The sequence below is a fragment of the Mesorhizobium sp. WSM4311 genome, from assembly GCF_002295115.1.
Lineage (GTDB): Bacteria > Pseudomonadota > Alphaproteobacteria > Rhizobiales > Rhizobiaceae > Mesorhizobium.
In genome coordinates this window covers 280,775-306,175 of sequence record NZ_NSFV01000005.1, presented here as the reverse complement: position 1 = coordinate 306,175, position 25,401 = coordinate 280,775, and the positions used below count along the sequence as shown (strand labels likewise).

The window sequence follows — 25,401 nt, the reverse complement described above, 5'->3', positions numbered from 1 at the left end:
TCCGCCGGGACGAGCCTGCTTCCGTGCATGTCCCAAAACCCCTGCAGTTTTGGGCGGCATGCACCAACGACAAAGGGAACGACAATGAAATTCATGCTGACCGACCGCAAACTGCACCCGCAGGCCAAGCCCGTCGCCGAGGATTTCAAAACTGGCGGCATCAGCCGCCGCGAATATCTGGCGCTGATGGCCGGTCTCGGCGTCAGCGCCGCCGGCGCGTTTGCGCTGGGCGGTCTCGCCGCGACGCCGGCCCGCGCGGCCGAGCCGAAGAAGGGCGGCACGCTGCGCGTCGCCATGAATGTCAAGGGGTTCAAGGACCCGCGCACCTTCGACGGCGTCGAAATGTCCAACGTCGCCCGCCACTGCAACGAATATCTGGTGCGCTGGAACACCGATTTTTCGTTCGAGCCCTGGCTCCTGGAAAAATGGGAGATGAGCGACGACGCCAAGACGCTGACGCTGCATGTGCGCAAGGGCATTTCTTGGTCGAACGGCGACGCTTTCAACGCCGACGATGTCGTCCACAACCTCACCCGCTGGTGCGAGGCCGGTGTGGCCGGCAATTCGGTCGCCGCGCGCATGGGCGCGCTGGTCAATGCCGACACCAAGAAGGCGGTCGATGGCGGCATCGAGAAGGTCGACGACTACACGATCAAGCTCAACCTGCCGAAGCCCGACATTTCGCTGATCGCCGGCATGGCCGACTATCCCGCGCTGATCATGCACCGCTCCTATGATGGCGACGGCGATCCCCTGAAGGCGCTGGCCATCACCACCGGCCCCTGCGAACTGGTGAAATGGGACGCCGAGACCGGTGCCGAGGTGAGGCGCAGGGACAAGCCGTGGTGGAAGGGCGAATTCCACCTCGATGGCATCCAGTGGATCGACTACGGCTCCGATCCCAACGCCATGCTGTCGGCCTTCGAATCCGGCGAGATCGACACCGACCACGAAACCGCCTCCGACGCCGTCTCGCAGACCGACAAGATGGGGCTCAAAAATTCCGAGATCGCCACCGGCTCGACCATCGTCGCCCGCTTCAACGTCGGCAACGCGCCCTATGACGACATCAAGGTCCGCCGCGCCGCCCAGCTCGCCGTCGACAATGCGGCCGTGCTGGCGCTCGGCCTCGGCGGCCGCGGCAAGCCCGCCGACAACCACCATGTCGGCCCCATGCATCCCGAATACGCCGATATCGGCCCGGCCAAGCGCGATGTGGCGGAGGCCAGGAAGCTGCTCGCCGCCTCCGCCAAGCCGGACCACGAATATGAGCTGATCTCGGTCGACGTCGAATGGCAGAAGACCACCGGCGACGCGATCGCCGCGCAGATGCGCGAGGCCGGCCTCAAGATCAAGCGCACCGTGCTGCCCGCCGCGACCTTCTGGAACGACTGGAGCAAATATCCCTTCTCCTGCACCGAATGGCTGGGACGCCCGCTCGGCGTCCAGGTGCTGGCGCTGGCCTACAAATCCGGCGCGGCCTGGAACGAAAGCGCCTATGCCAGCAAGGAATTCGACGAGCTGCTGGACAAGGCGCTCGCCACCCCCGACGCCAAGGCCCGCAAGGAGATCATGGCCGGCATCGAAAAGAACCTGCGCGACAGCGGCATCATCATCCAGCCCTACTGGCGATCGGTCTACCGGACCTACCGCAAGGGGGTCGAGGGCTGCGAGCAGCACCAGGCGCTGGAGCAGCATTTCGAGAAGGTGTGGTTGGAGGGGTGAGACTTCGCTATTCCTGGGTTCCTCGCCCCCACGGAAGTGGGGGGTCCGAAGGGCGGGCGAGACCCGTGGCTCGCCCCGGCAAGGTGGCCCGGCGAAGCCGGGACGAGCGGGGGGACGCCCTCGCCAATGTCAAAACCGTGTCAGGATTGAGGATAGAGGCTAGCGCGTACCTATCGCAGGTCGGCGCTGCCCCTCACTGTCCTGCCGGCTCCCCGTAAACGGGGCGAGAGAGGCTGCCGCAACGCCGGCGCCCTTCCTGCAACGTCTGCGATTGGCGAAAGCGGCGACAGCAGCCCCCTTCGCCCGCTTACGGGGAGAAGATGGCGGCAGCCAGATGAGGGGCAGCGCCGACGCTCGCCTTCCTGTCGCGGGCGGACAGCGCTACCGCCCCTCCCTCAGCAAAGTCCAGATCCACCCAACAAAAGTCAGCACCAGGAAGGGATAGCCGGCGGCGGGCAGCGGCGAGGAGGTCGGCAGCAGCGGCGTGCCCCACAGCACCATGCCCAGCGAGGCGAAGAACAGCGCGGCGGCGACGAATGCGGTGAACCGCATCCACAGCGCGAAAGTGGAGGGCACGCTGACCATGATGAGCGCCGCCGCCCAAAGCGAGATGCCGCCGACATAGGACGGCACGCTGGCCTCGAGCCCCGCCGCATTGCCTGATAAAAGCAGGCTTTCGCCGGCCAGGAAGGTCAGGAAGCCCGCGGCAACGCAATCATTGCCGAGGCGCTGGTATTTCATGGTGAGCAGGGCCGTCGCGACGACGATGCCCACGCCGTCGATCGCCCACAGGGATTCGCGCAGCGGAGCGCTGGCAACGAAGGTGCCGGCAAGGCCGAAGATGCCGCCGATGGCGAGGCCGAGACAGGCGATGGTGTCGGAGGTGGTGCGCATGTTGTGTTTCCCCAAGCCTTGCAATGGGTACTCTCTTGCGGGACGTTTTCAAATGGTGGTGCCCGGTTGCACGCGGCTCTGGTGAGGGAATGGTGCGCCGCATGACGCGAGATCGAACGGCTCTTTGAGAAATTTATCTATCGCCATTAACAGGAAAAGGAACGTGTCGGCTCGACAAAGTCAAAGTTTCGCTTTCTGTCTTCCCTTCCGCGTGGAGGAAAACATGGCAGAAGATAGTCAGATCAATAACGTATCTGTTTCTGGCGAACTGACAGAGACCGGGATCAAGGCAAGTATCATGTCTCGTGCGGTGTCTGCATGGGACCGACTATGGGGCGCGAAAGCGGATAAGAAAAGAGCCCCGATCGATGCTGATATTGCCGAAACAAGTGCGCTATCTGAAGCGCGAGTTAAGATGATTCAAGCCCTTGGCGAGCTTGGAGTTGATCGTTTGAGGAGCGATCCAGAGTTCGCTACCCGGGCTATGGAGAATTTCCTGCCTTCTTTGTTGCGTCGGCAGGAAAACAAGGACGCGGTGTTGGAATTAGCCGTCGAAGATTTGCGACAGAATCCCGGTTCTGAACAGGAGTCTCAAGCAGGGCCTGCAGAGCTCAACGATGCATTCCTCAATCGCTTCGAACGCTATGCGGAAGACGCTACTGATGAGCAGATTCGCGAGCGTTGGGCAAAAGTACTAGCGTCTGAGGTCAGGAAGCCAGGCACGTTCTCCAGCAAGGTGCTTCGGGTAGTTGACGAGCTGGATCCATCGACCGCGCAGTTATTTGAACGCGTCTGTGGTTTCAGGATGGGAAATGTTATTCCTAAAGCTCTTTCAAGCAACCTGGCCTTTGTCGAGGCGGCGCGCCTTGTGAGCGCGGGGCTTCTTGTCGAGCCTGGGCTTGGCCAGATTCGCAACTCCGCTGAACTCAATGACAGGAACGGCGTGGGATTGTGGTTCTGGGTATTTGGGTCGCTAGGGATTGCTGCAACCAAGTCCGGCGATCTGCGCCATGAGGAGGGCGTCATCCAAATTAACGAGTCGAAGCCGGCTATTCCGGTTTACGTTCTGACGGATGTCGGAGCTGCGATAGCTTCGATTCTTCCCTACAATCTCGCAGACCTGACGGATCAGCTTTCCGCCAAGATAGCGTCAGCAATGCCAGAATCAGAAATCAGGAGATACATCCTACCAGCCGGGACTAACGAGTGGCTGCAGTTCGCCACCATCCAGCCAAAGCAACCAACTGGCAGTAGCGACCCAAGTTGATGGTCGTTCGCTTCACGCCACTACGGCACCTTGGTCGACCAGCTCGAAGGTCCAAGACGCCGCGCTGGCGGGGGGCCTGCTGCCTCCGGCAGCTCCCCCGCTTTCGAAGCCTGTCATCGATCCACCGGATCGATGACTCGGCGCGCTCCGCGCGCCAACCGGCTTCTCAATCCCCCATCTTCAGCGCCTGGATAAACGCCTCCTGGGGAATATCCACCTTTCCAAACTGCCTCATCCGCTTCTTGCCCTCTTTCTGCTTGTCCAGCAGCTTGCGCTTGCGGCTCACGTCGCCGCCGTAGCATTTGGCGGTGACGTCCTTGCGCAGCGCCGAGATGGTTTCGCGGGCGATGACCTTGCCGCCTATTGCCGCCTGGATCGGGATCTTGAAGAGGTGGTGCGGGATCAGCTCCTTCAGCTTCTCGCACATCTGCCTTCCGCGCTTTTCCGCCGCCGTGCGGTGCACCAGCATGGACAGCGCGTCGACCGGCTCCTCATTGACCAGGATCGACATCTTCACCAGGTCGCCCTCGCGGTAGTCGGTCAGGTGGTAGTCGAACGAGGCATAGCCCTTGGAGATCGACTTCAGCCGGTCATAGAAGTCGAAGACGACTTCGTTGAGCGGCAGATCGTAGGTCAGCATGGCGCGTTTGCCGACATAGGACAGGTCCGCCTGGATGCCGCGCCGGTCCTGGCAGAGTTTCAATATGCCGCCGAGATAGTCGTCGGGGGTGAGGATGGTGGCGCGGATCCACGGCTCCTCGATGGCCGAGATCTTCACCACGTCGGGCATGTCGGCCGGGTTGTGCAGTTCCTTCACCGAGCCGTCATTGAGCAGCAGCCGGTAGACGACCGATGGCGCGGTGGCGATCAGGTCGAGGTTGAACTCGCGCTCCAGCCGCTCCTGGATGATTTCGAGATGCAAGAGGCCGAGGAAGCCGCAGCGATAGCCGAAGCCGAGCGCGGCGCTGGTTTCCATTTCGTAGGAGAAGGAGGCGTCGTTGAGGCGCAGCTTGCCGACGGCGGCGCGCAGGTCCTCGAAATCGGCGGCGTCGACCGGGAACAGGCCGCAGAACACCACCGGCTGCGCCGGCTTGAAGCCGGGCAGGGCATGCGCGGTCTGGCGCCTGTCCTCGGTGATGGTGTCGCCGACGCGGGTGTCGGCCACTTCCTTGATCGAGCCGGTGAAGAAGCCGAACTCGCCGGGGCCAAGCTCGTCGACATTGATGCGGGCGGGCGTGAACACGCCGGTGCGCTCGACCAGATATTTGGCGCCGGTGCCCATCATGCGGATGGTCTGGCCCTTCTTCAGCACGCCGTCGATGATGCGCACCAGCACGATGACGCCGAGATAGGCGTCGTACCAGCTGTCGACCAGCATGGCCTTCAAGGGTGCTGTCGCATCGCCCTCGCGCGGCGGCGGCAATTGGTGGACGATGGCTTCCAGCACGTCGGGAATGCCAAGGCCGGTCTTGGCCGAGATCAGCACGGCGCCGGAAGCGTCGATGCCGATCACCTCCTCGACCTGCTCGCGGATGCGCTCGGGCTCGGCGGCCGGCAGGTCGACCTTGTTCAGCACCACGACGATCTCGTGGTTGTTGTCGATGGCCTGGTAGACATTGGCGAGCGTCTGCGCCTCGACGCCCTGGGAGGCGTCGACCACCAGCAGCGAGCCCTCGCAGGCGGCGAGCGAACGCGACACTTCATAGGCGAAGTCGACATGTCCGGGCGTGTCGATGAGGTTGAGGATATAATCCTCGCCATTGTTGGCGCGGTATTTCAGCCGCACCGTCTGCGCCTTGATGGTGATGCCGCGCTCGCGCTCGATGTCCATCGAGTCCAGCACCTGCTCCTTCATGTCGCGCAGCTCCAGCCCGCCGGTGGACTGGATCAGGCGGTCGGCGAGCGTGGATTTGCCATGGTCGATATGGGCGACGATGGAGAAATTTCTGATGTGGTCGAGGGGCGTGCTCATGTCGCGCGCTTTAGCAGGGGTGGCTTGCGGCGGCAAGGCTTGCGGCGCAAGGGCGGCGCCTTCGATCACAAAGCGGCGAGCCGCACCAAATGCCGGCCGCGGCGGCCGTGGATGCTTAAACTTTGATCGATCGCGTTAGACCTTGGTTTGCCGCCGCGTGCTATATGCCCCATCACTAATATCCGCGGGGTAAAAAAAATGCTGAAAGTTGCAGGCGGGTTTGCCCGTTCGCGCAGCGGCTCGATGATGCCGCTGTTCTTTCTCACGCTGGTGCCTGTCATAAGCGCCGTCGGCTTCTCGATCGACTATACCAGCGCGATCCAGGTCCGGTCCAACCAGCAGCAGGCCCTGGATGCCGCGCTCCTGTCGATCACCACCATGGACACCACCTCGACGCTGGCGCAGCGCCAGACGGCGCTGCAGGATTCTTTCATCGCCAACGGTGGCCAGGGCACTGCGACGCTGAACAGTTTTGTGGCTGGTACCACCACCGCCGCCGCCACCGGCCGGGCCTCGGCAAGTTTCTCCATGCCGACCACATTCATGCAGATCGCCAGGATCAACACCGTGCCGATCGCCGTCGCGTCGGCGGTCAGCAAGCCGCCGGCGCTCGTCAATGCGAGCTTCAAGATCACCAAGGTGTCGGGCTGGTGGAACAAGACGATGACGCTCTACGGCACGCAATTCGGAGCGACAGCGGCCAAGCCGCTGATGTCCATCGAGTATGTCTATAATGGCTTCGGGGATCCGAAGGGCTACGGCACCACGAACGTGTATACGATCACCAACAATGGTGGCGCCGATATCAAGACGCTCGTCCAGTCGCAAGTTTGCACCACCGCCAGCGTGACCACTTTCACCGGCCTGCCTGCCAATGCGATCCTCCAGACCAGTGGCAACAAGAAATATTCGACAACCTGCGTCGACACCATGTATCCGGCCAACAGCGCCGGCGCGGCGATCGATGTCAGCCAGATGGGTGGCCTCTCTCTGCAGATGTACGTGCCATCGGGCAACCCGCAATACCTCAAGTCGGACGATGCGAGCACCTCCAACCGACTCTTTAGCGGGGTGGACGCGAACGCCCTGACCGAGACCGCGACCGGGACGAGGGTCGACATCTTCTCCATCGTGCCTTGTGGCGTCACCAGCTATCAAGCCTGGGAAGACGGTGGCACAACGGTGCCGACTACGTCCTCAAATGCCGACTTCTTCTACAACGTCACCGGCAAGTGCGACTTCAACAAGCGGCCCTCGGACACAGCGCTGACGCAGTAGGGACAGACGCTGCTCACCTTGTCCCCTTGCGGGAGAAGGTGGATCGCCGCGTAGCGACGAGACGGATGGTTGGACGGAACGCCGGGTCTGGCTAATCTGGCGCCATGCCGCATCAACCCGTCACCCAAGCCAAGCGTAAATTTGCCCGCTCGCTCCGGCGCGAGATGACGGAAGCGGAAGGCAGGCTCTGGCAGGAGCTGCGCGATCGCAGACTCGACCGGATAAAATTCCGGCGCCAGGCGCCTATCGGAAAATACGTCGCCGATTTCGTTTGCCCTGAAGCTCGGCTGATCATCGAGATCGATGGCAGCCAGCATGCGGGTCCGGATACGGACCAGATCCGCAAGACCGAGCTCGAGGCCAAGGGCTTTCGGGTTCTGCGTTTCTGGAATGACGATGTCCTGAAAGACCTCAACGCCGTCTGCGACACGATCATCGCCTATGTAAGAGACACCAGTCTGCAGCCCTGGCGGTGATGGCGCGCCCTTCCTTCTCCCCTTGCGGGAGAAGGTGGATCGCCGCGTAGCGGCGAGACGGATGAGGGGTGTTCCAGGGAACGCCAACGCCTCACTCCGCTGGAGCACCCCTCATCCGACCTCGCTTCGCGAGGCCACCTTCTCCCGCAAGGGGAGAAGGGAAGGGCGCGCCCCATGCGCACTCAATCTTGATTGGGCACGGTATTGGCGGCCTGGGTCGGCGTGGCCTAGCCTGGAGCGCGTCAACTCCTGGAGAAGAAGCCGATGCCTGATTCCGTGCTGCGCGTTTCCATCCTGCGCTGCGATGCAGCGAAGTTCGCGGCGTTTCGAGAGATGATGGTGGACGACGAGGCAGAGCTTCGGCCCGGCATCGAGGCACTGCCGGGGCTGCTCGTCTTCTACGCCGGCGCCGACGAGGCTACATCGTCGCTGATCAACACCAGTGTTTGGGACACGCTGGAGCACGCCAGGCAACTCGATACCTTCCAGCCCATGCTGGATGCGGGAAAGCGATTTGTCGCCGCGGGCGCAAGGCTCGAGCGGCCGATCATGCACTACACCTCGCTGTGGCGTTTCGGGCCACTGGCGTAGAGGTGCCTTCATCACAAACCGGTGAGCGCTGTAACGAAGGGGCGGATGGCGGCGAAGTGGGGGAATGACCGGCGCATCCCAGCGCCGCCCCCACGGAGCCGTCCCATGCCGAGAGCCTCAAAGTTCATTGCCCTGTCCAGCCTGGGGGCGCTGGCGCTCGCCGCCTCGCTCGGTGCCGCCGCCGCGCAGCCGCTCAGCGTGGTCGAGCTGTTCACCAGCCAGGGCTGCTCGTCCTGCCCGCCGGCCAATGCCAATCTGATCAAGGTGAAGGACCAGCCCGGCGTGCTGGCGCTGTCCTTCAACGTCACCTACTGGGATTATCTCGGCTGGAAGGACACTTTTGGAAAGCAGGAATTCACCCAGCGCCAGGTCTCCTACGAGCCACCGCTCGGCCATGACGGGCCGTTCACGCCGCAGGTGGTGGTCAACGGCCATGCCGATGTCGTCGGCGCCGCACCGGGCGAGATCGAGCAGCTGATTTCCGCGACCGGCAAGACCGGCGGCCCCTCGCTGTCGCTCGAGGGCGGCAAGGTGGCGATCGGCGCAGGCGCCGCACCGGGCGGCAAGGCCGATGTCTGGCTGGTGCGCTATGCCAAGGGCGTCGTGCAGGTGCCGGTGGCGCGCGGCGAAAACACCGGCCGCACGCTGCCGCATGCCAATGTCGTGCACGCGCTGGAAAAACTCGGCAGTTGGACCGGCAACGCCACTTCCTATGCGCTGCCCGCCGCCTCGGGCGGCCTGAGCACCGCCGTGCTGGTGCAATCGCCGGGCGGCGGGCCGATCCTGGCCGCCGCCACCAACTGATTTTCTTTCTCTTCGCGCGGGGCCGCATGCCGCGGCAACGCATCACCCGGCCCGCTTGCGCGCCAAAACCCAAGGAGACTTCCATGACCAAGTACCTGACCCTGCCGGCGCTCGCCTTCGCGCTCTCGGCCGCCGTCTTCGTCGCCGGCGCCCGTGCCGACGACGCGACCAACGCCATGAAGCCGGCCAATGCGATGGCCACCGACGCCATGAAACCGGCGACGGATGCGATGAAGCCGGCGGATGCCATGAAGCCCGCGACCGACGCGATGAAGCCCGCCGACCCGATGGCCACCAATGCGATGAAGCCCGCAGCGGACGCCATGAAGCCTGCCGCCGACGCCATGAAACCGGCGGCGGATGCGATGAAGCCAGCCACCGACGCGATGAAGCCAGCGCAGTAAGCAGGTCGGCTGCCCCTCACCGCTTCGCTCGCCTGACCGTTCCGGGGCGAGCGGCGCCTTCTCCCCCTCGGGGAGAAGGTGGCCCGGAGGGCCGGATGAGGCCGACGACAGGAGCCGCCGCACGGCAAATTGAGACCTACTGGCGGCTTGCGTCGTATATATTGGAACAACAACAGGAGATCAGAACATGACCGGTATCGAAAAGACACGGCCGTTCTTTACCCGCGGCGCGCTGGCCGTGCTCGGTTTTGCGGCGGTGGCGGCTGCGGCCTTGTGGCAGACCCCGGCGCGCTCGGCCGAGGACGCGGTGGTGATCCCGCCGCCGGCAATGGACGAAAAGGCCGCCCCGGGCAGCGAGACGGCGATCTTCGCCGGCGGCTGCTTCTGGGGCGTGCAGGGCGTGTTCCAGCACGTCAAGGGCGTCAGCAAGGCGGTCTCCGGCTATACCGGCGGCGCCAAGGATGACGCGGTCTACGAGACAGTCGGCACCGGCCGCACCGGCCATGCCGAATCCGTCGAGATCACCTACGATTCGTCGAAGGTGACCTATGGCCAGCTGCTGCAGGTCTATTTCTCGGTCGCCCACAATCCGACGCAGCTGAACTTCCAGGGACCGGATTCCGGCACCCAGTACCGCTCGACGATCTTCGCCGAGAACGACACGCAGAAGAAGATCGCGCAGAGCTATATCGAGCAGCTCGACAAGGCCAAGCTCTATCCGGCACCAATCGTCACCACGATCGAGACCGGCAAGACCTTCTACCCGGCCGAGAACTACCACCAGGATTTTCTGACGCTGAACCCGACCTATCCCTACATCGTCTACAACGACCTGCCCAAGGTGGCGAACCTGAAGCAGCTGTTCCCGGCGCTGTACAGCGACAAGCCGGTGCTGGTGCTGTCGGCGAGCAATTGAGGCTTGCTTATCTCCCCCCTCGAGGGGGAGATGGCCGGCAAGCCAGAGGGGGTCGGTCCGACCAGGCCCAACCTCCTGCGACAGAAGGTCAGCGCTCCACACACGGCGAATCTCCCCCACGAAGGGGGAGATTCGCGTCCTGGTTACATGGGCTTCATCGCATCGCACGACACGTCAGGGTTCATGTCGGCGAAGGTGCCTGTCGGGTTCTTCTTCCAGGCCCAGACATGCAGCTCATAGAAGGGCCCCAGGCCATAGCGGTTGGGCGCGCTGTTGAAGTTGAACAGCTGTCCCTCCAGCGAAGCCGGCCCTTTCGAGGTGATATACTCGACCGCCACCAGCTTTTGCGTGCCGTCCGCCATCGGCTCGTACATGACGGCTTCCGGCTTGGCGAGATCGACCGCATCGTCCTTGAGATAGGCAGCGTTGACATAGTGAATGCCCATGGCGCCGCCGGTTATTCCACTGGCGCAAGGGATGGGTGCATAGCCTTCGGCGGTGGCCATCGCCACATTCTCGAAGCGGCTGTCGGCTGCCCGCACCTTCTCCTCCAGCGTGCCGGCGCCATCGGCATTCGCCGCCGTTGCCGCGATCGACAGGATCGACAGGTTGACGAGGTGCCTGGTCCACACATGAATGTTCATTTTCTCTCCTGGTTTGTTGATTGCAAGCGGGAGCGGCCGCCCCCGCCGCGAAGTCTGGGCTAGGCTGGGCGCATCATCTGTCCGACCGGGTGAAGTCCCAGTATTGCGGCAGCTCCACGAGCTCCGGCAAGCCGATGTCGCGTCTCAGATAGTCGTCCTGCGGTGGCAATCGGCGCCGCCTCGAGCGCAATGGTGCGAACAGCAAGGCGGCAAGCCCGCGCCAAAGCCGGCCCCGTAACGGGCCTCGTGCGACTGGTCTCGAAGCCGCCGGCACCTCGCTGGACGCGTTGTCAGGCAAGCCGCCATCGCCGCCAAGGGCAGTTGCATGCGCATTGCCGCGATCAACGGTAAAAGTAAGGGTCAAGAACCCGCACCTCCGTGATCTTGTCGACCGGGAGCGCGTTTTTCTGCGCGGTGCTGCGGATCGCTTCCGGCGAGGGCGCATCGTAAATGCAGAAGCTCTGCTTCTTGTCCGGCGAGACGAAGGACTGCACCCAGGTCACGCCCTTCTCGGCGTTGCGCATGATGACGCCGCCAAGCGCGTCGGCGCCGACATCGTTCATCGGCACGCTGAGGCCATCGGGAAATGTGCGTTGAACCACATAGCGAGGCATATTGGTTTTCCTTTTCCATGGTTTCACGCTCGATTTGAGCGCGCCTGGACATTGACCACGCTCGCCATGGCCGCGCATCGGAGCCTTTCCCTATGTTTTGTGGGAAGATTCCCCATAATGGCGACGTTATGTGTGAGGTTGCACCGAAATGTGTGGAGGGTCACATTGTCGGTCATGGTCCCGGACGCTTCTGGCGGACGTCGGGGAACCGCCGAAACATAATCCTTTCTGGGCGAATGATGATGCTTCTGGAACGGCAGACACAGCTGGCGCAGCTGGATGAACTTCTCGCGGAGGCCGCGAATGGACGCGGCCGCGTGGTGGCGCTGTCGGGCGAGGCAGGCGCCGGCAAGTCGGCGCTTGTCGAGGCTTTCGTCGGCAAGGTTGCCGATGGCACGCGCATCTTCCGCAGCGCCTGCGAGGATTTGTCGATCCCCGATCCGCTCGGCCCGCTCTACGATCTTGCCCGCGAGGCGCAATGGGCGATGCCGCGGGCGATCGACGCCCGGCAGGGGCAGAGGTTGCCCCTGTTTTCCGACGCGCTGGAAGTCTTCGAGGCAAGGACGCAGCCGACGCTCCTGATCATCGAGGATCTGCACTGGGCCGACGACGCGACACTGGATTTCGTTCGCTTCCTCGGGCGCCGCATCGCCAACACCCACATCCTGCTCGCCCTGACGGCGCGCACCGACCGCAGTGAGGGGCAGATGCGCGTGCGCCGCGTGCTCGGCGAAATTCCCGCCGGCAACGTCGTGCGCATCGATGTGCCCCTGTTGAGCGAGACGGCGGTGCTGTTGCTTGCCAATGCCGCCGGCCGTGATGGCGATGCCATCTACCGCGCGACGGCGGGCAATGCCTTCTTCGTTACCGAGCTTTTGTGCGCGGACAATGAGATGACGCCGCCTGCCAGCGTGCGCGACGCCGTCGTCGCACGGGCCGGCCGGCTGTCGGCCGGCGCCCGCTCGATGCTCGATGCGGTTTCGGTCTTTCCCAGACGCGCCGACGCGTGGGCACTGCAGGGCCTGTGCGGCGTCGCGGCTGCCGGCCAGCTCGCGGAATGTGTGTCGAACGGCCTGCTCGACGATCTCGGCGACGGCTACGCCTTCCGGCATGAGATCGCGCGCCGCGCCATCGAGATGATGCTGACGACGAGTTCCAGGAGACTGTTCAATCAGCGTGCGCTGTCGGCGCTGCTCGAGAATGGTGGTGTCGCCACCGCGCGCCTCGTCCACCATGCGGTCGAGGCGCACAATCTGCAGGCGGTGCGTGAGTTCGCACCGGTCGCGGCGCGGGAGGCCTCGCGTGTCGGCGCCCATCGCGACGCCGCCGGCTACTACGAGGTTGCCCTGCGGCAGGCCGACACCTTGCCTCAAGATGAGCGCGCCGGGCTTTACGAGCAATATGCGTTCGAGTGCCATCTGATCGCGCGCATAGACGAAGCCATCAAGGCGCAGGAACAGGCACGTGTGTTGCAACAGGCGCTGGGCAACAGGCTGAAGGAAGGCGACAGCCTGAGATGGCTGTCGCGCTTCGCCTATCTTCTGGGGGACCGACAGGCGGCCGACATGTTCGGCGCCCAGGCGGTCGCATTGCTGGAAACCGTTCCCGCCAGCGCCGAACTCGCCATGGCCTATTCGAACCTTTCGCAGCTTGCGATGCTGGCCGAAAGGCTGGACGAGACCTTGTCGCTCGGCGCCAGGGCGATCGAACTCGCCGAACGGTTGAACAGGCCGGAAGTCGTTTGCCATGCTCTCAACAATGTCGGCGCCGCCGAGCAGTGGCTGGACCTGAGCAGCAGCAGGCTGCATCTTGCCCGCAGCCTCGAGATCGCGCTGGAGCAGAATTTTCAGGAACATGCCGCGCGCGCCTTCACCAACTGCGCTTGTGGCGAGATGAACCAGTTGGGCTACAGCCAGGCCCAATCCTTCCTTGATCGCGGCATCGACTACTGCGTCGAGAACGATCTGGCGACCTGGCGCGATTACATGCGTGGCGTGCGGGCCCAGTTGTTGGTGCGCAACGGACGCTGGGATGACGCGGCTGCCGAGGCGCTGGACGTGGTTGCCAACGACCGGGCGACGGCGCTGGTGCGCTATCCCGCCCTCGTGGCGCTGTCGCGGCTGAGGGTCCGCCGCGGCGACCCCTCGGCAGAGCCGCTTCTGGCGGAGATGAAGCGGTTTCTGGAGAAGGGCGCCGAACTGCAGCGGCTGTTACCCTACGCGGCTGTGATGGCCGAACGGGCCTGGCTGGGGGAGGCGGAAAAGGACGAGGCGCTGCGGCTGATCGGCCTTGCCGAGAGCATGTCGCCGACCCGGGCGGTCTTCGCCGAACTGGCCGCCTGGCGGCAGATGCTGGCACCCGATGCAGATCCGGGCGACACATCGGGCATGGCCGCGCCGTACCGGATGCTGCTGGTTGGCGACTGGCAGGGCGCGGCCGCGGCGTGGGCCGAACTCGACGCGCCTTACGAACGCGCCCTGGCGCTGGCGCAGGGCGATGAGGCGGCACAGCGGGCGGCGCTGGAGATCCTCGAGGCGCTCGGCGCCCGGCCGGTCGCGAGCCATGTGCGCGACATCATGCGGCGAAACGGCGTCATCGGCATCGCGCGTGGACCGCGCCGCACCACGCGCGCCAACAGCGCCGGCCTGACCCAGCGCCAGATGGAAGTGCTGCAGCTGATCGAGCGGGGTCTTTCCAACAAGCGCATAGCCGAGCATCTCGCCATTTCGCCCAAGACGGTCGATCACCACGTCTCGGCGGTGCTGGGCAAGCTGGATGCCGTCTCGCGCGGCGAGGCCTCCGCTGCCGCGCGCGCCAGCGGGTTGATCTGAAGGCGGCAGGCCGGTTTGAACGGCCGACCCCTCAATCGTAGGTCAGATCCGTCGCCTTGCCGCCGAACACGCGGTAGGCATAGAAGGAATAGAAAATGATGATCGGCAGCACCACCGCCGTGCCGACAAGGATGATGGCCAGGCTTTCGGTCGCCGACGCCGCCTGCCATATCGTCAATTTATCGGGCACCACGAACGGGTAGAACGACCAGGCGAGGCCGGCAAAGCCGAGCACGAAGATGGCGGCCAGCGTCAGGAACGGCGTCAGCGCATGGCGGTCGTCGGGCTTCGGCAGATGGAAGGTCTGCCGCCACAGCCACAGGAACATGAGCGCCGACAGGATCGGCAGCGGCGAGAGATAGAGCATCTGCGGCCAGCCGAACCATTTGTCGAAGATGCGCGGGCTGGCGAAAGGCGTGGCCAGCGACACCGCCGCCATGCCGAGCGCCGTCAGCACCAGCGCGGTGCGCAGCCAGCGCACCGCTTTCCTCTGCAGCTCGCCCTCGGTCTTGTAGATCACCCAGGCGGCACCCATCGCCGCATAGGCGGCGGCCAGGCACAACGCCACCAGCACGCCGAACGCCGTACCGCCCAGGCCGACATCGAGGCCGAGCACATAGACGCCTAGCATATAGCCCTGCGCCAGCGAGGCGATGACGGAGCCGAGGAAAAAGATGCGGTTCCAGCGATGCTTCTTGCCGCTCGGCACCTTGGCGCGAAAATCGAAGGCGACGCCGCGCAGGATCAGCCCGACCAAGAGCACGAAGACGGGAATGTAGAGCGCGGTGAGGATGACGCCATGCGCCATCGGGAAGGCGACCAGCAGCAGGCCGACGGCCAGCACCAGCCAGGTCTCGTTGGCGTCCCAGAACGGACCGATCGCCGCGATCATCGTATCCTGCTCTGCGTCCTCGGCCATGACGAACAAGATGCCGATGCCGAGATCGAAACCGTCGAGGATGACATAGATCAGGATGGCGAGGCCCATCAGTCCGGCGAAGATCAGCGGGAGAGCGGTTGGCCAGTCCAAGGTCATTTTTCTTACTCCCCAGCCGCCGGCTGCGACATGGCTGCTTTCATGACGCCCGGCAGCGGTGATGAATCACCATCCTTCGCCGCTTTCAGCGCCAGATGCACCAGCACGCCGAGATAGGCGATCAGCAACAGCACATAGAGGATGAGATAGACGGCGAGCGTCAGCGCGACATGGCTGCCCGCCACCGGGCCGACGGCATCGGCGGTCTTGAGCACGCCGGTGACCAGCCAGGGCTGGCGGCCGATCTCGGTCGTGTACCAGCCGGCCAGCGTCGCCAGCCAGCCCGACAGCGCCATCGGCACCATCAGCATGGCGAGCGGCTTGGGCAGGCTGTGCCGGCGCTTGAGGAAGAAGGCGGCCGACCAGGAGACGGCGAGCATCAGAAGGCCGGTGCCGACCATGATGCGGAAGCTCCAGAAGATTGGGAAGACCGGCGGATGGTTGCCGGGAAAATCGTTCAGCCCCGGCACCACGCCGTCGGTCGAGTGCCGCAGCACCAGGCTTGCGCCGTCGGGGATGGCGACCTCGAATTTGTTTTCCTTGGCCGCCTCGTCGGGCAGCGCGAACAGCACCAGCGGCACGTTGGGGCCGGTGTTCCAGTTGGCCTCCATGGCGGCGATCTTCTGCGGCTGGTGCTCCAGCGTGTTCAGCCCATGCTGGTCGCCGGCAAGGATCTGGATGGGGATCAGGATCGCGGCGGTGAAGACACCGGTGCGCAACGCCTTCCACATCGATTCCGAGCGGTCGCCGTTGAGATAACGCAGCGCCGACAGGCCCGATATCAGGAACGAGACCGTCAGCCCCGAGGCCAGGAGCATATGGACCAGCCGATAGGGCATCGACGGGTTGAAGATGATGGCCCACCAGTCGACGGCATGCGCCTTGCCGTCAATCATCTCGAAGCCGGCCGGCGTCTGCATCCAGGAATTCAGCGCGATGATCCAGAAGGCCGACAGGGTGGTGCCGCCGGCGACCAGCACCGTCGCCAGCGTGTGGACGCGGTTGGAGACGCGGCGGAAGCCGAACAGCATGATGCCGAGGAAGGCAGCCTCGAGGAAGAAGGCGGTGAGGATCTCATAGGCCAGCAGCGGCCCGGCGATGTTGCCGACATGCTCCATATAGCCCGGCCAGTTGGTGCCGAACTGGAAGCTCATGGTAACGCCGGACACCACGCCCATGGCGAAGGACAGCGCGAACACCTTCACCCAGGTGAAATAGGCGCGCATCCAGGCGGAATCGTTGGTCGCGTTGTAGCGCAGCTTGAAGAACAGCAGCACCCAGCCAAGTGCAATGGTGATCGTCGGAAACAGAATATGAAACGAAATATTCGCGCCGAACTGGATGCGCGACAGTATGAGCGGGTCCATGGCGGGCTCCGGCTGCTATTTGCTGGCGGCAGCGTATGCCCGTAACGCGAGTTGGTCAAAGCGGCGTCCTGCCGCGAGGCTGAACGCCACAGGACAATTTTACCGATTCATGCGGGTACATCTCCAGCCGCTGCCGGCACGGGCTGTCCAGAACTGTCAGCAGCGCCACTGACTTGCGGGTTGCACGCGATGACATTCGGCCTATATCAGAGGACCTCTTTCAGGCAGCCGTTTTTCAGCCCATGCCCTCCATTCTGTCCATTTCCGGGGTCTCCAAGACCTACGCCACCGGTTTCACCGCGCTCAAGGAAGTCACTCTCGACATCCAGCGCGGCGAGATCTTCGCTTTGCTCGGGCCGAACGGTGCCGGCAAGACGACCCTGATCTCGATCGTCTGCGGCATCGTCAACCGCTCGACCGGCACCGTCACGGTCGACGGTCACGACATCAGCAAGGATTACCGCGCCGCGCGCAGCCTGATCGGCCTGGTGCCGCAGGAACTGACCATCGACGCTTTCGAGAGCGTCTGGGCGACGGTCAACTACAGCCGCGGCCTGTTCGGCAAGCCGGTTAACCACGGCTTCGTCGAGAAGGTGCTGCGCGATCTGTCGCTGTGGGACAAGAAGGACGCCAAGGCGATCACGCTGTCGGGCGGCATGAAGCGCAGGCTGATGATCGCCAAGGCGCTGTCGCATGAGCCGCGCATCCTGTTCCTCGACGAGCCGACCGCCGGCGTCGATGTCGAGCTGCGCCAGGACATGTGGGAGATGGTGCGCCGGCTGCGCGAGGATGGCGTCACGATCATCCTCACCACCCACTATATCGAGGAAGCCGAGGCGATGGCCGACCGCGTCGGGGTCATCAACCGCGGCGAAATCATCCTGGTCGAGAACAAGGCCGAGCTGATGCGCAAGCTCGGCCGCAAGCGGCTGGTGATGGAGCTGCGCAATCCGCTGCCGGCGATCCCGGAAGCCTTCTCGGGCTATGCGCTGGAGCTGTCGCCGGATGGCGGGCAGTTGACCTACACCTATGACAACCAGGCCGAGCGGCCGGGCGTCGCCTCGCTGATCCGCGATCTCGAGGCCGGCGGCATCCAGTTCCGCGACATCGACACGCAAAACAGTTCGCTCGAGGAGATCTTCGTCAATCTGGTGAGGAGAGAGCCATGACCCTGCGCGCAGCCATGAATTTCCGTGCAGTCTGGGCGATCTACCGGGTCGAGATGGCGCGTGCCTTTCGCACCGTGCTGCAGAGCATCATCTCGCCGGTCATCTCAACATCACTCTACTTCGTCGTCTTCGGCTCGGCCATCGGCTCGCGCATCACCGAGATCGACGGCATCAGCTACGGCGCCTTCATCGTACCCGGGCTGATCATGCTGTCGCTGTTGACGCAGTCAATCTCCAACGCCTCCTTCGCCATCTATTTCCCGAAATTCGTCGGCTCGATCTACGAGCTTCTGTCGGCGCCGGTCTCCTATCTGGAGATCGTCATCGCCTATGTCGGCGGCGCGGCGACCAAGTCGATCATCCTCGGCCTGATCATCCTGGCCACCGCCTCTTTGTTCGTGCCGCTCCACATCGAACATCCGTTCTGGATGATCGCCTTCCTGGTGCTGACGGCGGTGACCTTCAGCCTGTTCGGCTTCATCATCGGCATCTGGGCGAAAAGCTTCGAGCAGCTGCAGCTTGTGCCGCTCTTGATCGTCACGCCGCTCACCTTCCTCGGCGGCAGCTTCTATTCGATCCACATGCTGCCCGGCATCTGGAAGACGATCACGCTGTTCAATCCGGTCGTGTATCTGATCAGCGGCTTCCGCTGGAGTTTTTACGGCAAGGCCGACGTCTCGGTCGGCGTCAGCCTCGGCATGACGCTGGTCTTCCTGGCCGTCTGCATCGCCATCGTCGCCTGGATCTTCAAGACCGGCTACCGGCTGCGGAACTGACCGCCCCTCACTGCGACCAATACTGCCAGGCCCAGTAAAAGCTTTCGTCGCGCGGCGGCAGGCGGTCGCGGCTGGCCTGGAATTGGACCGGCGCCGGCGAGCGCTCCTGCCTCGCCGTCTTGTCGTCGGAGGCAAGGCCGAGCAGCCAGGCGCCGAAATGGGCGAACAGCACGGCGGTGGAATGGGTCATCGTCACTCTCCTGCGCTTGCGGTTGATCATTCCCGTCCCGCCCACGGGACGAGCGCGCGCTCGATCCTGCGGATGGTGAATTCGAGCACGAAGGCGATGGCCGCGATCACCAGAATGCCCATGATCACCACGTCGGTGACCAGAAACTGCGCCGCCGACTGGATCATGAAGCCAAGCCCGCGCGTCGCCGCCACCAGTTCGGCCGCGACCAGCGTCGACCAGCCGGCGCCGAGCGCGATGCGCAGCCCGGTCAGGATCGACGGCAGCGCGCTGGGCAGGATGACGTGGCGGACCACTTGCGCGCGCGTCGCGCCAAGCGATCGCGCCGCGTTGATGCGTTCCTGCGAGACGCTGCGGACGCCCGAAGCGGTCGACAGCGCCACCGGCGCCAGCATGGCGATGGCGATCACCAGGATTTTCGACGGCTCGCCAATGCCGAACCAGATGATCACCAGCGGCAGATAGGCCAGCGGCGGGATCGGCCGCAGGAATTCCAGCAGCGGATCGAAAATGCCGCGACCGACCGTGCTGGTGCCGATGGCAAGACCAACGGGCACGCCGACCAGGATGGCGGCGACCAATGCGGCGAACACCCGGCCCAGGCTGGCGACAGTGTGCTGCAGCAGCGTCGCGTCGACGAAGCCGTCGCCGATCACGACGATGAATTTGTTCCACACCGCGACGGGCGAGGGCAGGAACACCGGCGACACCAGTTGCAGGCGGGCCGACAGCGCCCATGCCGCCAGCACCACCAGGATGGTGACCGCGCTGATCATGCGGGCCGAAACGCCCTTGCGTTTCGGGCTCGGCCGCGACCACGGCACCGACAGGCCGTCGCCCTCTTCAGTCCTGGGGCCGGCGCGCTCGGTGTAGGAGAAGATGGTCATGCCGCTTCTCCCTCGAAGATGGCATCGGTCAGTTCGCCGCGCGCCGTGGCGAAGGCCGGGTCGGCCTTGATCGCGCGGATGGCCTCGCCCGCGGCGTAGCGCCTGGAAAAGTCTGGCTCGAAGGTGCGCACCACACGGCCGGGGCCTGGCGCCAGCACGACGATGCGGGTGGCGAGCACCAGCGCCTCCTCTATGCCGTGCGTCACCATCAGCACGCCGGCATGGCTTGCCGTCCAGAGATCGAGCAGCGTCGTCTGCATGCGCTCGCGCGTCAGCGCATCGAGCGCGCCGAGCGGCTCGTCGAGCAGCAGGAATTGCGGCTCGGCGGCGAGCGCGCGGGCAAGGCCGACGCGCTGGCGCATGCCGCCGGAAAGCTCCCAGATGTGCTTGTCGCCGGCATCGGCCAGCTTGACCAGCGCCAGAAGCTCGTCGGCGCGCCGCGCCCGCTCGGCCGGCCTGATACCGCGCAGGCGCAGCGCGAAGGCGACGTTTTCGCGCGCGGTCAGCCAGGGAAACAAGGCATCGTTCTGGAACACCACGGCGCGATCCGAACCAGGTGCCGAGATCGGGCGGCCGTTGATCGTGGCCGTGCCGCGTACCGGCGTGACGAGGCCAGCGGCGACATTGAGCAGCGAGGTCTTGCCGCAGCCGGAACGGCCGACAAGGACGACGAAATCATCCCCGGCCACGTCGATCGACGCACGCTCCACGGCGGGGTGGCCGTCATAGTGGATCGAGATCCTGTCGAGCACGAGATGCGGCATGGGGCCTCCCGGGAAGTTTCATTGAAGCTCGCCCGCCCCGAAACCACGCCTCGTCAGCGGTTCCGGGGCAGGCACGCGCGGCGTCAGGAAAGGAGATCCGCGCGCGTTCAGCTGGCGCCAGGCACTCAGTTCGAGGCCAGCGCCTCGGTGACGTATTTCGACGTCACATATTTCGAATAGTCCGGCAGCACGGCGTCGACCTTGCCCTGCTCCTTGAGGAAGGCGGAGGCGGCCGCGACAGCCTTGACCGTGCCGCCGCCGAGGAATTTGTCGGAGGCCTGCTCCTCCAAGGTCGGGAAGACATAGCCCTTCAACAGCTCCGGCACCTCTTCCAGCTTGGCGCCGGTAAGCTTGGCGATCTTGCCGGCCTGCGGCGAGGACACCGACCAGGCGTCGGGCTTGGCGAGGTACTCGGCATAGGCCGCGCCCGTGACCTTGACGAAATCGCGCACCGCTTCCGGGTTCTTCTGCGCAAAATCGGTGCGCACGATCCAGGCGTCGAAGGTCGGCGCGCCCCAGGCCGCGACCTGCGAGGAATCCAGCACCACCTTGCCCGTCGTCTTGATCTGGCCGAGCGCCGGATCCCAGACATAGGCCGCGTCGATGTCGCCGCGCGCGAAGGCGGCGGCGATTTCGGGCGGCCGCAGATTGAGGATCTGGACCGACTTCGGATCGACATTCTCGTGCTTCAACGCGGCAAGCAGGCTGTAATGCGTGGTCGAGACGAAGGGCACGGCGACCTTCTTGCCGGCGAGGTCGGCGACCTTCTCGATGCCGGCGCCGTTGTGGGCGACCAGCGCCTCGGACGGTCCGATCAGGCCTACGACGAAGATGGTCTGGATCGGCAATTCGCGGCTTGCCGCCGCCGCCAGCGGGCTCGAACCGACATAACCGATGTCGACCGAGCCGGAAGCGACCGCGGCGATGACATCGGCGCCGGAATCGAATTTACGCCAGTCGATCGTGGCCTTGGTGGCTTTTTCATAGGCGCCATCGGCTTGCGGCACTTTGGAAGGCTCGACCACCGTCTGGTAGCCGATGGTGATCTTCAGATCCTCGGCCAGGGCCGGGCTGAGAAAGGCGGCGCCGGCAAGCGCGGCGGACGACAGAAGGAGAATGCGTCGCGAAATGGTGGACATCAAAGGGCTCCATGAAAACAGAGAAAACCGGATTGCGCCATGATAGTCCGCTAATTCTATCGTTCTTGTAGAGTTAAATCCTTCCAACGAAGGCGGGTTTGTTGGAAAAAATCTGTCGGGGGCGCTGTGCCGATGCGGAAAGGGCGGCTGCAATTGCCGTCATCGCCCCTCCATATGAACGGGAAAGGTGCCCCGCGAACGCCAGACTTCGTCGTCCTAGGGCGAAGCAAGGAGCGCAGCGACGCGCGCAGACCCCCGGAGTTGCTCCGCAGCCCAAGGGATCCATTCCGTGACTCCGAAGCGTTGCTGCGGTGCATAGTTCTGCTCCGTCGCATCCTTCGATCGAGGTCACGGCATGGATCCTCGGGTCTCCGCGACGGAGCTTCGCTCCTGCTCCGCCCGTGGATGACGAAGTCGGGAAGGCTCGGCCAACCGTCGACGCCCTCACCTACGAAACGACAATTTCGCTTTTGCGATTGCCACACAAATCCATGCCTCGAATCGCCAAGGAATTGACAAGCCGTTTCGCGTGTTCGAGGGTAAGTATAGTATCCTTATCGACATGAGGGATTGGAGGCGAACGATGAGCGGGCACCCCTGCACCATGATCGCTCACGGCATGCACCGGCTCCTGGCGCCGCACGAGTCAGCGCGCGGCACGGCTGTTTCGCGCGAAACCATTTGTCGCCTCGTCGCCGTCGAGATGCATTTCTGTGCTCTTAATGGCACAAAAGCCTGACAAATGGCTCCAGCGGCTTGAAAACGAAGCAAAATCAACGTTTCTCGGCTTGTATATCATGTCACTAGAATTTATGTGTCATGGATGCTTGGGCGCGGCGGGGAGGCTCGCCAGGCGTTTCGCAACGGTGGCCTCGTGCCGTCGCATGACAGAGAAACGTTCGGTCAATGCTCACCAAAAAAGGCAAGTACGGCCTCAAGGCGCTGGTCCACCTGGCGCACCTGCCGGCCGGACAGCTGGCTTTCGTCAACGACATCGCGATCGGCAACAACATCCCGAAGAAATTTCTCGATGCCATACTGGGCGAGTTGCGCAATGCCGGTTTCGTCCAGAGCCGCAAGGGCAAGGATGGTGGCTACCGCCTGGCGCGGCCAGCCGACGAGATCAAGGTCGGCCATGTCGTGCGCGTCCTCGACGGGCCGCTGGCGCCAATTCCCTGCGCCAGCCGCACACAATATCAGCGCTGTGAAGACTGCAACGAGGCGACATGCCAAGTCCGACATCTGATGCTCGAGGTCCGGCAGGCGATCGCCGAGGTGCTCGACCAGCGCAGCCTCGCGGAAATGCGCGACATCGGCCTCGACGACCTTACGGTCGCGAGGGTGATCGACGAGCTGCCCGTCACCGTGAAGGTCCAGGCCTGACGCCTCGCATTGCGCAGGTGCGGGCATGAGCGGGCGCGCCAGTTCGATCATCCCCAATTCGATCATCATCGTCGGCGGCGGCGCCTCAGGCGTCGTGATGGCCGCGCATCTCCTGAAATCGACCAATCCGGATCTGCGCGTCACGCTGATCGAAAAGCGCCCGCATTTCGGCCAGGGCATCGCCTATTCGACGCTGCTGTCGGCGCATGTGCTGAATGTCAGCGCCGCCGGCATGAGCGCCTATGCCGACGATCCCGGCAATTTCTGGCGCTGGCTGCACGGGCGTGGCCTGGTAGACCAGGAGCAGACGCCGCAGACGCCCTTTTACGCGCCACGCAGCATCTACGCCCGCTATCTCGGCGAACTGCTCGACGAACTCGAAGCGCGCGAACAGCCGACCGGGCGGCTGCGCCTGATCCATGAAGAGAGCCTGTCGATCACGCCGACCGCGTCCGGCGTCGAGGTGGCGCTCGCCAACGGCACCAGCGTCGTCGCCCACATGGCCATACTCGCCACCGGCCATGACGAACAGCCGGCGCAAGGCCATGCGGTTCGCATGGGCTCGGAGGCCGACACCGCGCTCGACCCGGAAAGCCGCGTCATGGTGCTGGGCACCGGCCTCAGCATGGTCGACGCGTTCCTGGCGCTGGAACAGCGCGGCCACAGGCGCGAGATCGTCGCGGTGTCGCGGCGCGGCCTGCTGCCGTCGCCGCACCGCAAGGGCAATCCGATCAAGCTCGACGTCGCCGACATTCCGCTCGGCACCCAGCTTTCCTATTTCGTCGGCTGGTTCCGCGACCTGATCCGCGAGAACCAGAAGGCCGGCATCGACTGGCGCGACGTGGTCGACGGCCTGCGCCCCTTCAACCAGAAGATCTGGCAGAATTGGCCGGCTTCCGCCAAGCGCCGCTTCGTCGAGCACACCAAGGCCTGGTGGGACATCCACCGCCATCGCATGGCGCCCGAGGTCTACGCCAAGGTGACGCAAGCCGTGCAATCGGGACGCATCCGGCTTGTCGCTGGGCGCGTCGTCGGCATCACGCCAGGCGAGGCCTTCAGCGTCGACGTCCAGTCGCGCCACAGCCAGCTTGTCGAGACGTTCGACGTCGCCCGTATCTATGATTGCTCGGGGATCGTGCGGGACATTTCGACCTCGTCGAACAGCGTGGTGCGCTCGCTGGTCGACCGCGGGCTCGCGCGGCCGGATCCCATGCGCATCGGCCTCGACGTGTCGGCCAATTGCGAGATCATCGCCGGCGACGGCACGGTCTCGCGCAAGATCCTCGCCGTCGGGCCGCTGACGCGCGGCACCTTCTTCGAGATCGATGCCATTCCCGACATCCGCATCCAGTGCGCGCGGCTGAGCAAGCAGTTGCTAGGGTAGGGCGACCCAGACTCTTCGTTTTGACCCAATTCCAAAGGGAAAGCGCTCACACTTTTCCTGGAATTGCTCTAGCCGCCCAGCGCCTCGCAGACCAGGCGCGCGGTTTCGGCGCCGGAAAAATTCTGCTGGCCGGTGATCAGATTGCCGTCGCGCACGGCAAAGCCGCGCCACAGCCCGGCTTGCACATAATTGGCACCGATGGCCTTCAACTCGTCCTCGATGCGCCAGGGCATCAGATGCTTGCCGCGCTCGAGCGCGCCCATCTCCCACGTCGCCTTGTCGGCGAAATCCTCCTCGGCATTGGCGAAACCGGTCACCGTCTTGCCGGCGGCGAGCAGCGAGCCGTCGGCACGCCTGGCGTAGCGCAGCAGCGCGGTGCCGTGGCAGAGCGCGGCGGCCACCTTGCCGGCCTCATGGAAGGCGACGAAGGTTCGCTGCAGGTCGGTCGCGCTCTCGTAAGAGAACATCGGCGCCTGGCCGCCGGCGACCACAATCGCGTCAAAGCTGTCGACATCGATCTCCGCTGCCGGCCGCGTGGTCTCGACCAGGGCCGCCAGTTTCGGACTTGACAGGAAGCCGAGCGAGATGAGGTCGGTCTCGGAATAGCCCGATGGGTCACGCGGGTCGCTCAGCGCGTCGGCCTCGCATCTGCCGCCCTGAGGCGAAAAGATTTCCACCGCATAGCCGCGCTCGGTGAAGGCAAACCACGGATGCGTCAGCTCGCTCCACCAGAAGCCGACCGGCCATCCTGTCGTGGTCGATACGGCCGGATTGGCGATGACGATGGCGGCACGCTTTGGCTTGCGTGCATTGACCGGATTGGCATCCCTGACGCTCATCTTGGCTCTCCCTTATGAAACTGTCGCCGACAAAGCCGGGCCTGGCAATCT

General features: G+C 64.3%; 25 protein-coding genes. 14 read left to right on the top strand and 11 right to left on the bottom strand.

Translation table 11 applies throughout. From position 1 onward, the window contains the following. The first annotated feature begins 84 nt into the window (after window positions 1–84). Window positions 85–1,725: an ABC transporter substrate-binding protein gene (locus CK226_RS15610; RefSeq protein ID WP_095792361.1), complete on the top strand. Its 1,641-nt coding sequence runs from the start codon at window positions 85–87 to the stop codon at window positions 1,723–1,725. Window positions 1,726–2,106: 381 nt separating this feature from the next. On the opposite strand, the gene CK226_RS15605 is transcribed toward CK226_RS15610, so the two are convergent. Continuing rightward, complete coding sequence (locus CK226_RS15605) at window positions 2,107–2,619, bottom strand: hypothetical protein (RefSeq protein WP_095792360.1); 513 nt, start codon at window positions 2,617–2,619, stop codon at window positions 2,107–2,109. A 223-nt stretch (window positions 2,620–2,842) separates the two neighbouring features. Between CK226_RS15605 and CK226_RS15600 the strand changes: the two genes are divergently transcribed. After that, the gene (locus tag CK226_RS15600) at window positions 2,843–3,886 is read left to right on the top strand and encodes a DUF2806 domain-containing protein (protein WP_095792359.1); all 1,044 of its coding nucleotides are present in this window, start codon (window positions 2,843–2,845) and stop codon (window positions 3,884–3,886) included. A gap of 166 nt (window positions 3,887–4,052) precedes the next feature. Here CK226_RS15600 and lepA read toward each other — a convergent pair whose 3' ends face one another. Beyond that, on the bottom strand, window positions 4,053–5,858 hold the full coding sequence (gene lepA / locus CK226_RS15595) for a translation elongation factor 4 (protein ID WP_095775671.1): 1,806 nt from the start codon (window positions 5,856–5,858) through the stop codon (window positions 4,053–4,055). Window positions 5,859–6,056: 198 nt separating this feature from the next. Here lepA and CK226_RS15590 point away from each other — a divergent pair, with 198 nt between their 5' ends. The 6 genes from CK226_RS15590 (at window position 6,057) to msrA (ending at window position 10,327) form a co-directional block, all read left to right on the top strand. After that, window positions 6,057–7,136 (top strand): pilus assembly protein TadG-related protein, encoded by a 1,080-nt coding sequence (locus CK226_RS15590; protein ID WP_179301061.1) that lies wholly within the window; start codon window positions 6,057–6,059, stop codon window positions 7,134–7,136. Between the two features lie 104 nt (window positions 7,137–7,240). Next, window positions 7,241–7,612 (top strand): endonuclease domain-containing protein, encoded by a 372-nt coding sequence (locus CK226_RS15585; protein ID WP_095775635.1) that lies wholly within the window; start codon window positions 7,241–7,243, stop codon window positions 7,610–7,612. 264 nt (window positions 7,613–7,876) lie between these two features. Next, window positions 7,877–8,203, top strand: coding sequence for a hypothetical protein (locus CK226_RS15580; RefSeq protein ID WP_095792358.1), 327 nt, complete (start codon window positions 7,877–7,879; stop codon window positions 8,201–8,203). Window positions 8,204–8,308: 105 nt separating this feature from the next. Beyond that, the gene (locus tag CK226_RS15575; RefSeq protein ID WP_095792357.1) at window positions 8,309–9,007 is read left to right on the top strand and encodes a DUF1223 domain-containing protein; all 699 of its coding nucleotides are present in this window, start codon (window positions 8,309–8,311) and stop codon (window positions 9,005–9,007) included. A gap of 83 nt (window positions 9,008–9,090) precedes the next feature. After that, the gene (locus CK226_RS15570; RefSeq protein WP_019862212.1) at window positions 9,091–9,411 is read left to right on the top strand and encodes a hypothetical protein; all 321 of its coding nucleotides are present in this window, start codon (window positions 9,091–9,093) and stop codon (window positions 9,409–9,411) included. A 187-nt stretch (window positions 9,412–9,598) separates the two neighbouring features. Beyond that, window positions 9,599–10,327, top strand: coding sequence for a peptide-methionine (S)-S-oxide reductase MsrA (msrA, locus tag CK226_RS15565; protein WP_095792356.1), 729 nt, complete (start codon window positions 9,599–9,601; stop codon window positions 10,325–10,327). A 143-nt stretch (window positions 10,328–10,470) separates the two neighbouring features. Here the strand turns inward: msrA and CK226_RS15560 are convergent, their stop codons facing one another. Beyond that, window positions 10,471–10,971 carry a hypothetical protein gene (locus tag CK226_RS15560; protein ID WP_095792355.1) on the bottom strand — a complete coding sequence of 167 codons (501 nt, stop codon included), beginning with the start codon at window positions 10,969–10,971 and terminating at the stop codon, window positions 10,471–10,473. Between the two features lie 341 nt (window positions 10,972–11,312). Further along, a complete protein-coding gene (locus CK226_RS15550; RefSeq protein WP_095788663.1) occupies window positions 11,313–11,585 on the bottom strand; it encodes a DUF4242 domain-containing protein in 273 nt (90 codons plus the stop codon). 242 nt (window positions 11,586–11,827) lie between these two features. Between CK226_RS15550 and CK226_RS15545 the strand changes: the two genes are divergently transcribed. Further along, on the top strand, window positions 11,828–14,416 hold the full coding sequence (locus CK226_RS15545) for an AAA family ATPase (protein WP_095792527.1): 2,589 nt from the start codon (window positions 11,828–11,830) through the stop codon (window positions 14,414–14,416). A gap of 31 nt (window positions 14,417–14,447) precedes the next feature. On the opposite strand, the gene CK226_RS15540 is transcribed toward CK226_RS15545, so the two are convergent. Together CK226_RS15540 and CK226_RS15535 are read right to left on the bottom strand one after the other, a co-directional pair. Beyond that, complete coding sequence (locus CK226_RS15540; protein WP_095792353.1) at window positions 14,448–15,452, bottom strand: cytochrome d ubiquinol oxidase subunit II; 1,005 nt, start codon at window positions 15,450–15,452, stop codon at window positions 14,448–14,450. 5 nt (window positions 15,453–15,457) lie between these two features. After that, on the bottom strand, window positions 15,458–16,819 hold the full coding sequence (locus CK226_RS15535) for a cytochrome ubiquinol oxidase subunit I (RefSeq protein WP_095792352.1): 1,362 nt from the start codon (window positions 16,817–16,819) through the stop codon (window positions 15,458–15,460). A 242-nt stretch (window positions 16,820–17,061) separates the two neighbouring features. On the opposite strand from CK226_RS15535, the gene CK226_RS15530 reads away from it, so the two are divergent. Both CK226_RS15530 and CK226_RS15525 read left to right on the top strand, forming a co-directional pair. After that, on the top strand, window positions 17,062–17,988 hold the full coding sequence (locus tag CK226_RS15530; protein WP_095792351.1) for an ABC transporter ATP-binding protein: 927 nt from the start codon (window positions 17,062–17,064) through the stop codon (window positions 17,986–17,988). Window positions 17,989–18,002: 14 nt separating this feature from the next. Further along, window positions 18,003–18,764, top strand: a complete 762-nt coding sequence (locus CK226_RS15525; RefSeq protein ID WP_095775669.1) for an ABC transporter permease — start codon at window positions 18,003–18,005, stop codon at window positions 18,762–18,764. Window positions 18,765–18,771: 7 nt separating this feature from the next. Here the strand turns inward: CK226_RS15525 and CK226_RS15520 are convergent, their stop codons facing one another. The 4 genes from CK226_RS15520 to tauA all read right to left on the bottom strand — a co-directional run bounded on the left by CK226_RS15520 (window position 18,772) and on the right by tauA (window position 21,744). Then, the gene (locus CK226_RS15520; RefSeq protein WP_095792526.1) at window positions 18,772–18,954 is read right to left on the bottom strand and encodes a hypothetical protein; all 183 of its coding nucleotides are present in this window, start codon (window positions 18,952–18,954) and stop codon (window positions 18,772–18,774) included. A gap of 26 nt (window positions 18,955–18,980) precedes the next feature. Beyond that, window positions 18,981–19,841, bottom strand: a complete 861-nt coding sequence (locus CK226_RS15515; protein ID WP_095792350.1) for an ABC transporter permease subunit — start codon at window positions 19,839–19,841, stop codon at window positions 18,981–18,983. Next, window positions 19,838–20,605 (bottom strand): taurine ABC transporter ATP-binding protein, encoded by a 768-nt coding sequence (locus CK226_RS15510; RefSeq protein WP_095792349.1) that lies wholly within the window; start codon window positions 20,603–20,605, stop codon window positions 19,838–19,840. Before CK226_RS15510 ends, CK226_RS15515 begins: the two co-directional genes overlap by 4 nt. Before the next feature lie 125 nt (window positions 20,606–20,730). Then, the gene (gene tauA, locus CK226_RS15505; protein ID WP_095775622.1) at window positions 20,731–21,744 is read right to left on the bottom strand and encodes a taurine ABC transporter substrate-binding protein; all 1,014 of its coding nucleotides are present in this window, start codon (window positions 21,742–21,744) and stop codon (window positions 20,731–20,733) included. Between the two features lie 583 nt (window positions 21,745–22,327). On the opposite strand from tauA, the gene CK226_RS34910 reads away from it, so the two are divergent. The 3 genes from CK226_RS34910 to CK226_RS15490 all read left to right on the top strand — a co-directional run bounded on the left by CK226_RS34910 (window position 22,328) and on the right by CK226_RS15490 (window position 24,511). After that, window positions 22,328–22,483 (top strand): hypothetical protein, encoded by a 156-nt coding sequence (locus CK226_RS34910; RefSeq protein ID WP_179301060.1) that lies wholly within the window; start codon window positions 22,328–22,330, stop codon window positions 22,481–22,483. A 167-nt stretch (window positions 22,484–22,650) separates the two neighbouring features. After that, a complete protein-coding gene (locus CK226_RS15495) occupies window positions 22,651–23,127 on the top strand; it encodes an Rrf2 family transcriptional regulator (RefSeq protein ID WP_095792347.1) in 477 nt (158 codons plus the stop codon). A 25-nt stretch (window positions 23,128–23,152) separates the two neighbouring features. Beyond that, complete coding sequence (locus CK226_RS15490; RefSeq protein WP_095792346.1) at window positions 23,153–24,511, top strand: FAD/NAD(P)-binding protein; 1,359 nt, start codon at window positions 23,153–23,155, stop codon at window positions 24,509–24,511. Between the two features lie 68 nt (window positions 24,512–24,579). On the opposite strand, the gene CK226_RS15485 is transcribed toward CK226_RS15490, so the two are convergent. Further along, a complete protein-coding gene (locus CK226_RS15485) occupies window positions 24,580–25,350 on the bottom strand; it encodes a type 1 glutamine amidotransferase domain-containing protein (RefSeq protein WP_095792345.1) in 771 nt (256 codons plus the stop codon). Between the last annotated feature and the right edge of the window lie 51 nt (window positions 25,351–25,401).

Coding starts and splice junctions, on each gene's coding strand:
- CK226_RS15535 (WP_095792352.1), bottom strand. CDS start 16,819: ATGGACCCGCTCATACTGTCGCGCATCCAGTTCGGCGCGAATATTTCG.
- CK226_RS15610 (WP_095792361.1), top strand. CDS start 85: ATGAAATTCATGCTGACCGACCGCAAACTGCACCCGCAGGCCAAGCCC.
- CK226_RS15545 (WP_095792527.1), top strand. CDS start 11,828: ATGCTTCTGGAACGGCAGACACAGCTGGCGCAGCTGGATGAACTTCTC.
- CK226_RS15600 (WP_095792359.1), top strand. CDS start 2,843: ATGGCAGAAGATAGTCAGATCAATAACGTATCTGTTTCTGGCGAACTG.
- CK226_RS15485 (WP_095792345.1), bottom strand. CDS start 25,350: ATGAGCGTCAGGGATGCCAATCCGGTCAATGCACGCAAGCCAAAGCGT.
- CK226_RS15605 (WP_095792360.1), bottom strand. CDS start 2,619: ATGCGCACCACCTCCGACACCATCGCCTGTCTCGGCCTCGCCATCGGC.
- lepA (WP_095775671.1), bottom strand. CDS start 5,858: ATGAGCACGCCCCTCGACCACATCAGAAATTTCTCCATCGTCGCCCAT.
- CK226_RS15525 (WP_095775669.1), top strand. CDS start 18,003: ATGAATTTCCGTGCAGTCTGGGCGATCTACCGGGTCGAGATGGCGCGT.
- CK226_RS15490 (WP_095792346.1), top strand. CDS start 23,153: ATGAGCGGGCGCGCCAGTTCGATCATCCCCAATTCGATCATCATCGTC.
- tauA (WP_095775622.1), bottom strand. CDS start 21,744: ATGTCCACCATTTCGCGACGCATTCTCCTTCTGTCGTCCGCCGCGCTT.
- CK226_RS15580 (WP_095792358.1), top strand. CDS start 7,877: ATGCCTGATTCCGTGCTGCGCGTTTCCATCCTGCGCTGCGATGCAGCG.
- CK226_RS15575 (WP_095792357.1), top strand. CDS start 8,309: ATGCCGAGAGCCTCAAAGTTCATTGCCCTGTCCAGCCTGGGGGCGCTG.
- CK226_RS15510 (WP_095792349.1), bottom strand. CDS start 20,605: ATGCCGCATCTCGTGCTCGACAGGATCTCGATCCACTATGACGGCCAC.
- CK226_RS15585 (WP_095775635.1), top strand. CDS start 7,241: ATGCCGCATCAACCCGTCACCCAAGCCAAGCGTAAATTTGCCCGCTCG.
- CK226_RS15520 (WP_095792526.1), bottom strand. CDS start 18,954: ATGACCCATTCCACCGCCGTGCTGTTCGCCCATTTCGGCGCCTGGCTG.
- CK226_RS34910 (WP_179301060.1), top strand. CDS start 22,328: ATGAGCGGGCACCCCTGCACCATGATCGCTCACGGCATGCACCGGCTC.
- CK226_RS15540 (WP_095792353.1), bottom strand. CDS start 15,452: ATGACCTTGGACTGGCCAACCGCTCTCCCGCTGATCTTCGCCGGACTG.
- CK226_RS15550 (WP_095788663.1), bottom strand. CDS start 11,585: ATGCCTCGCTATGTGGTTCAACGCACATTTCCCGATGGCCTCAGCGTG.
- CK226_RS15495 (WP_095792347.1), top strand. CDS start 22,651: ATGCTCACCAAAAAAGGCAAGTACGGCCTCAAGGCGCTGGTCCACCTG.
- CK226_RS15570 (WP_019862212.1), top strand. CDS start 9,091: ATGACCAAGTACCTGACCCTGCCGGCGCTCGCCTTCGCGCTCTCGGCC.
- CK226_RS15560 (WP_095792355.1), bottom strand. CDS start 10,971: ATGAACATTCATGTGTGGACCAGGCACCTCGTCAACCTGTCGATCCTG.
- CK226_RS15515 (WP_095792350.1), bottom strand. CDS start 19,841: ATGACCATCTTCTCCTACACCGAGCGCGCCGGCCCCAGGACTGAAGAG.
- msrA (WP_095792356.1), top strand. CDS start 9,599: ATGACCGGTATCGAAAAGACACGGCCGTTCTTTACCCGCGGCGCGCTG.
- CK226_RS15530 (WP_095792351.1), top strand. CDS start 17,062: ATGCCCTCCATTCTGTCCATTTCCGGGGTCTCCAAGACCTACGCCACC.
- CK226_RS15590 (WP_179301061.1), top strand. CDS start 6,057: ATGCTGAAAGTTGCAGGCGGGTTTGCCCGTTCGCGCAGCGGCTCGATG.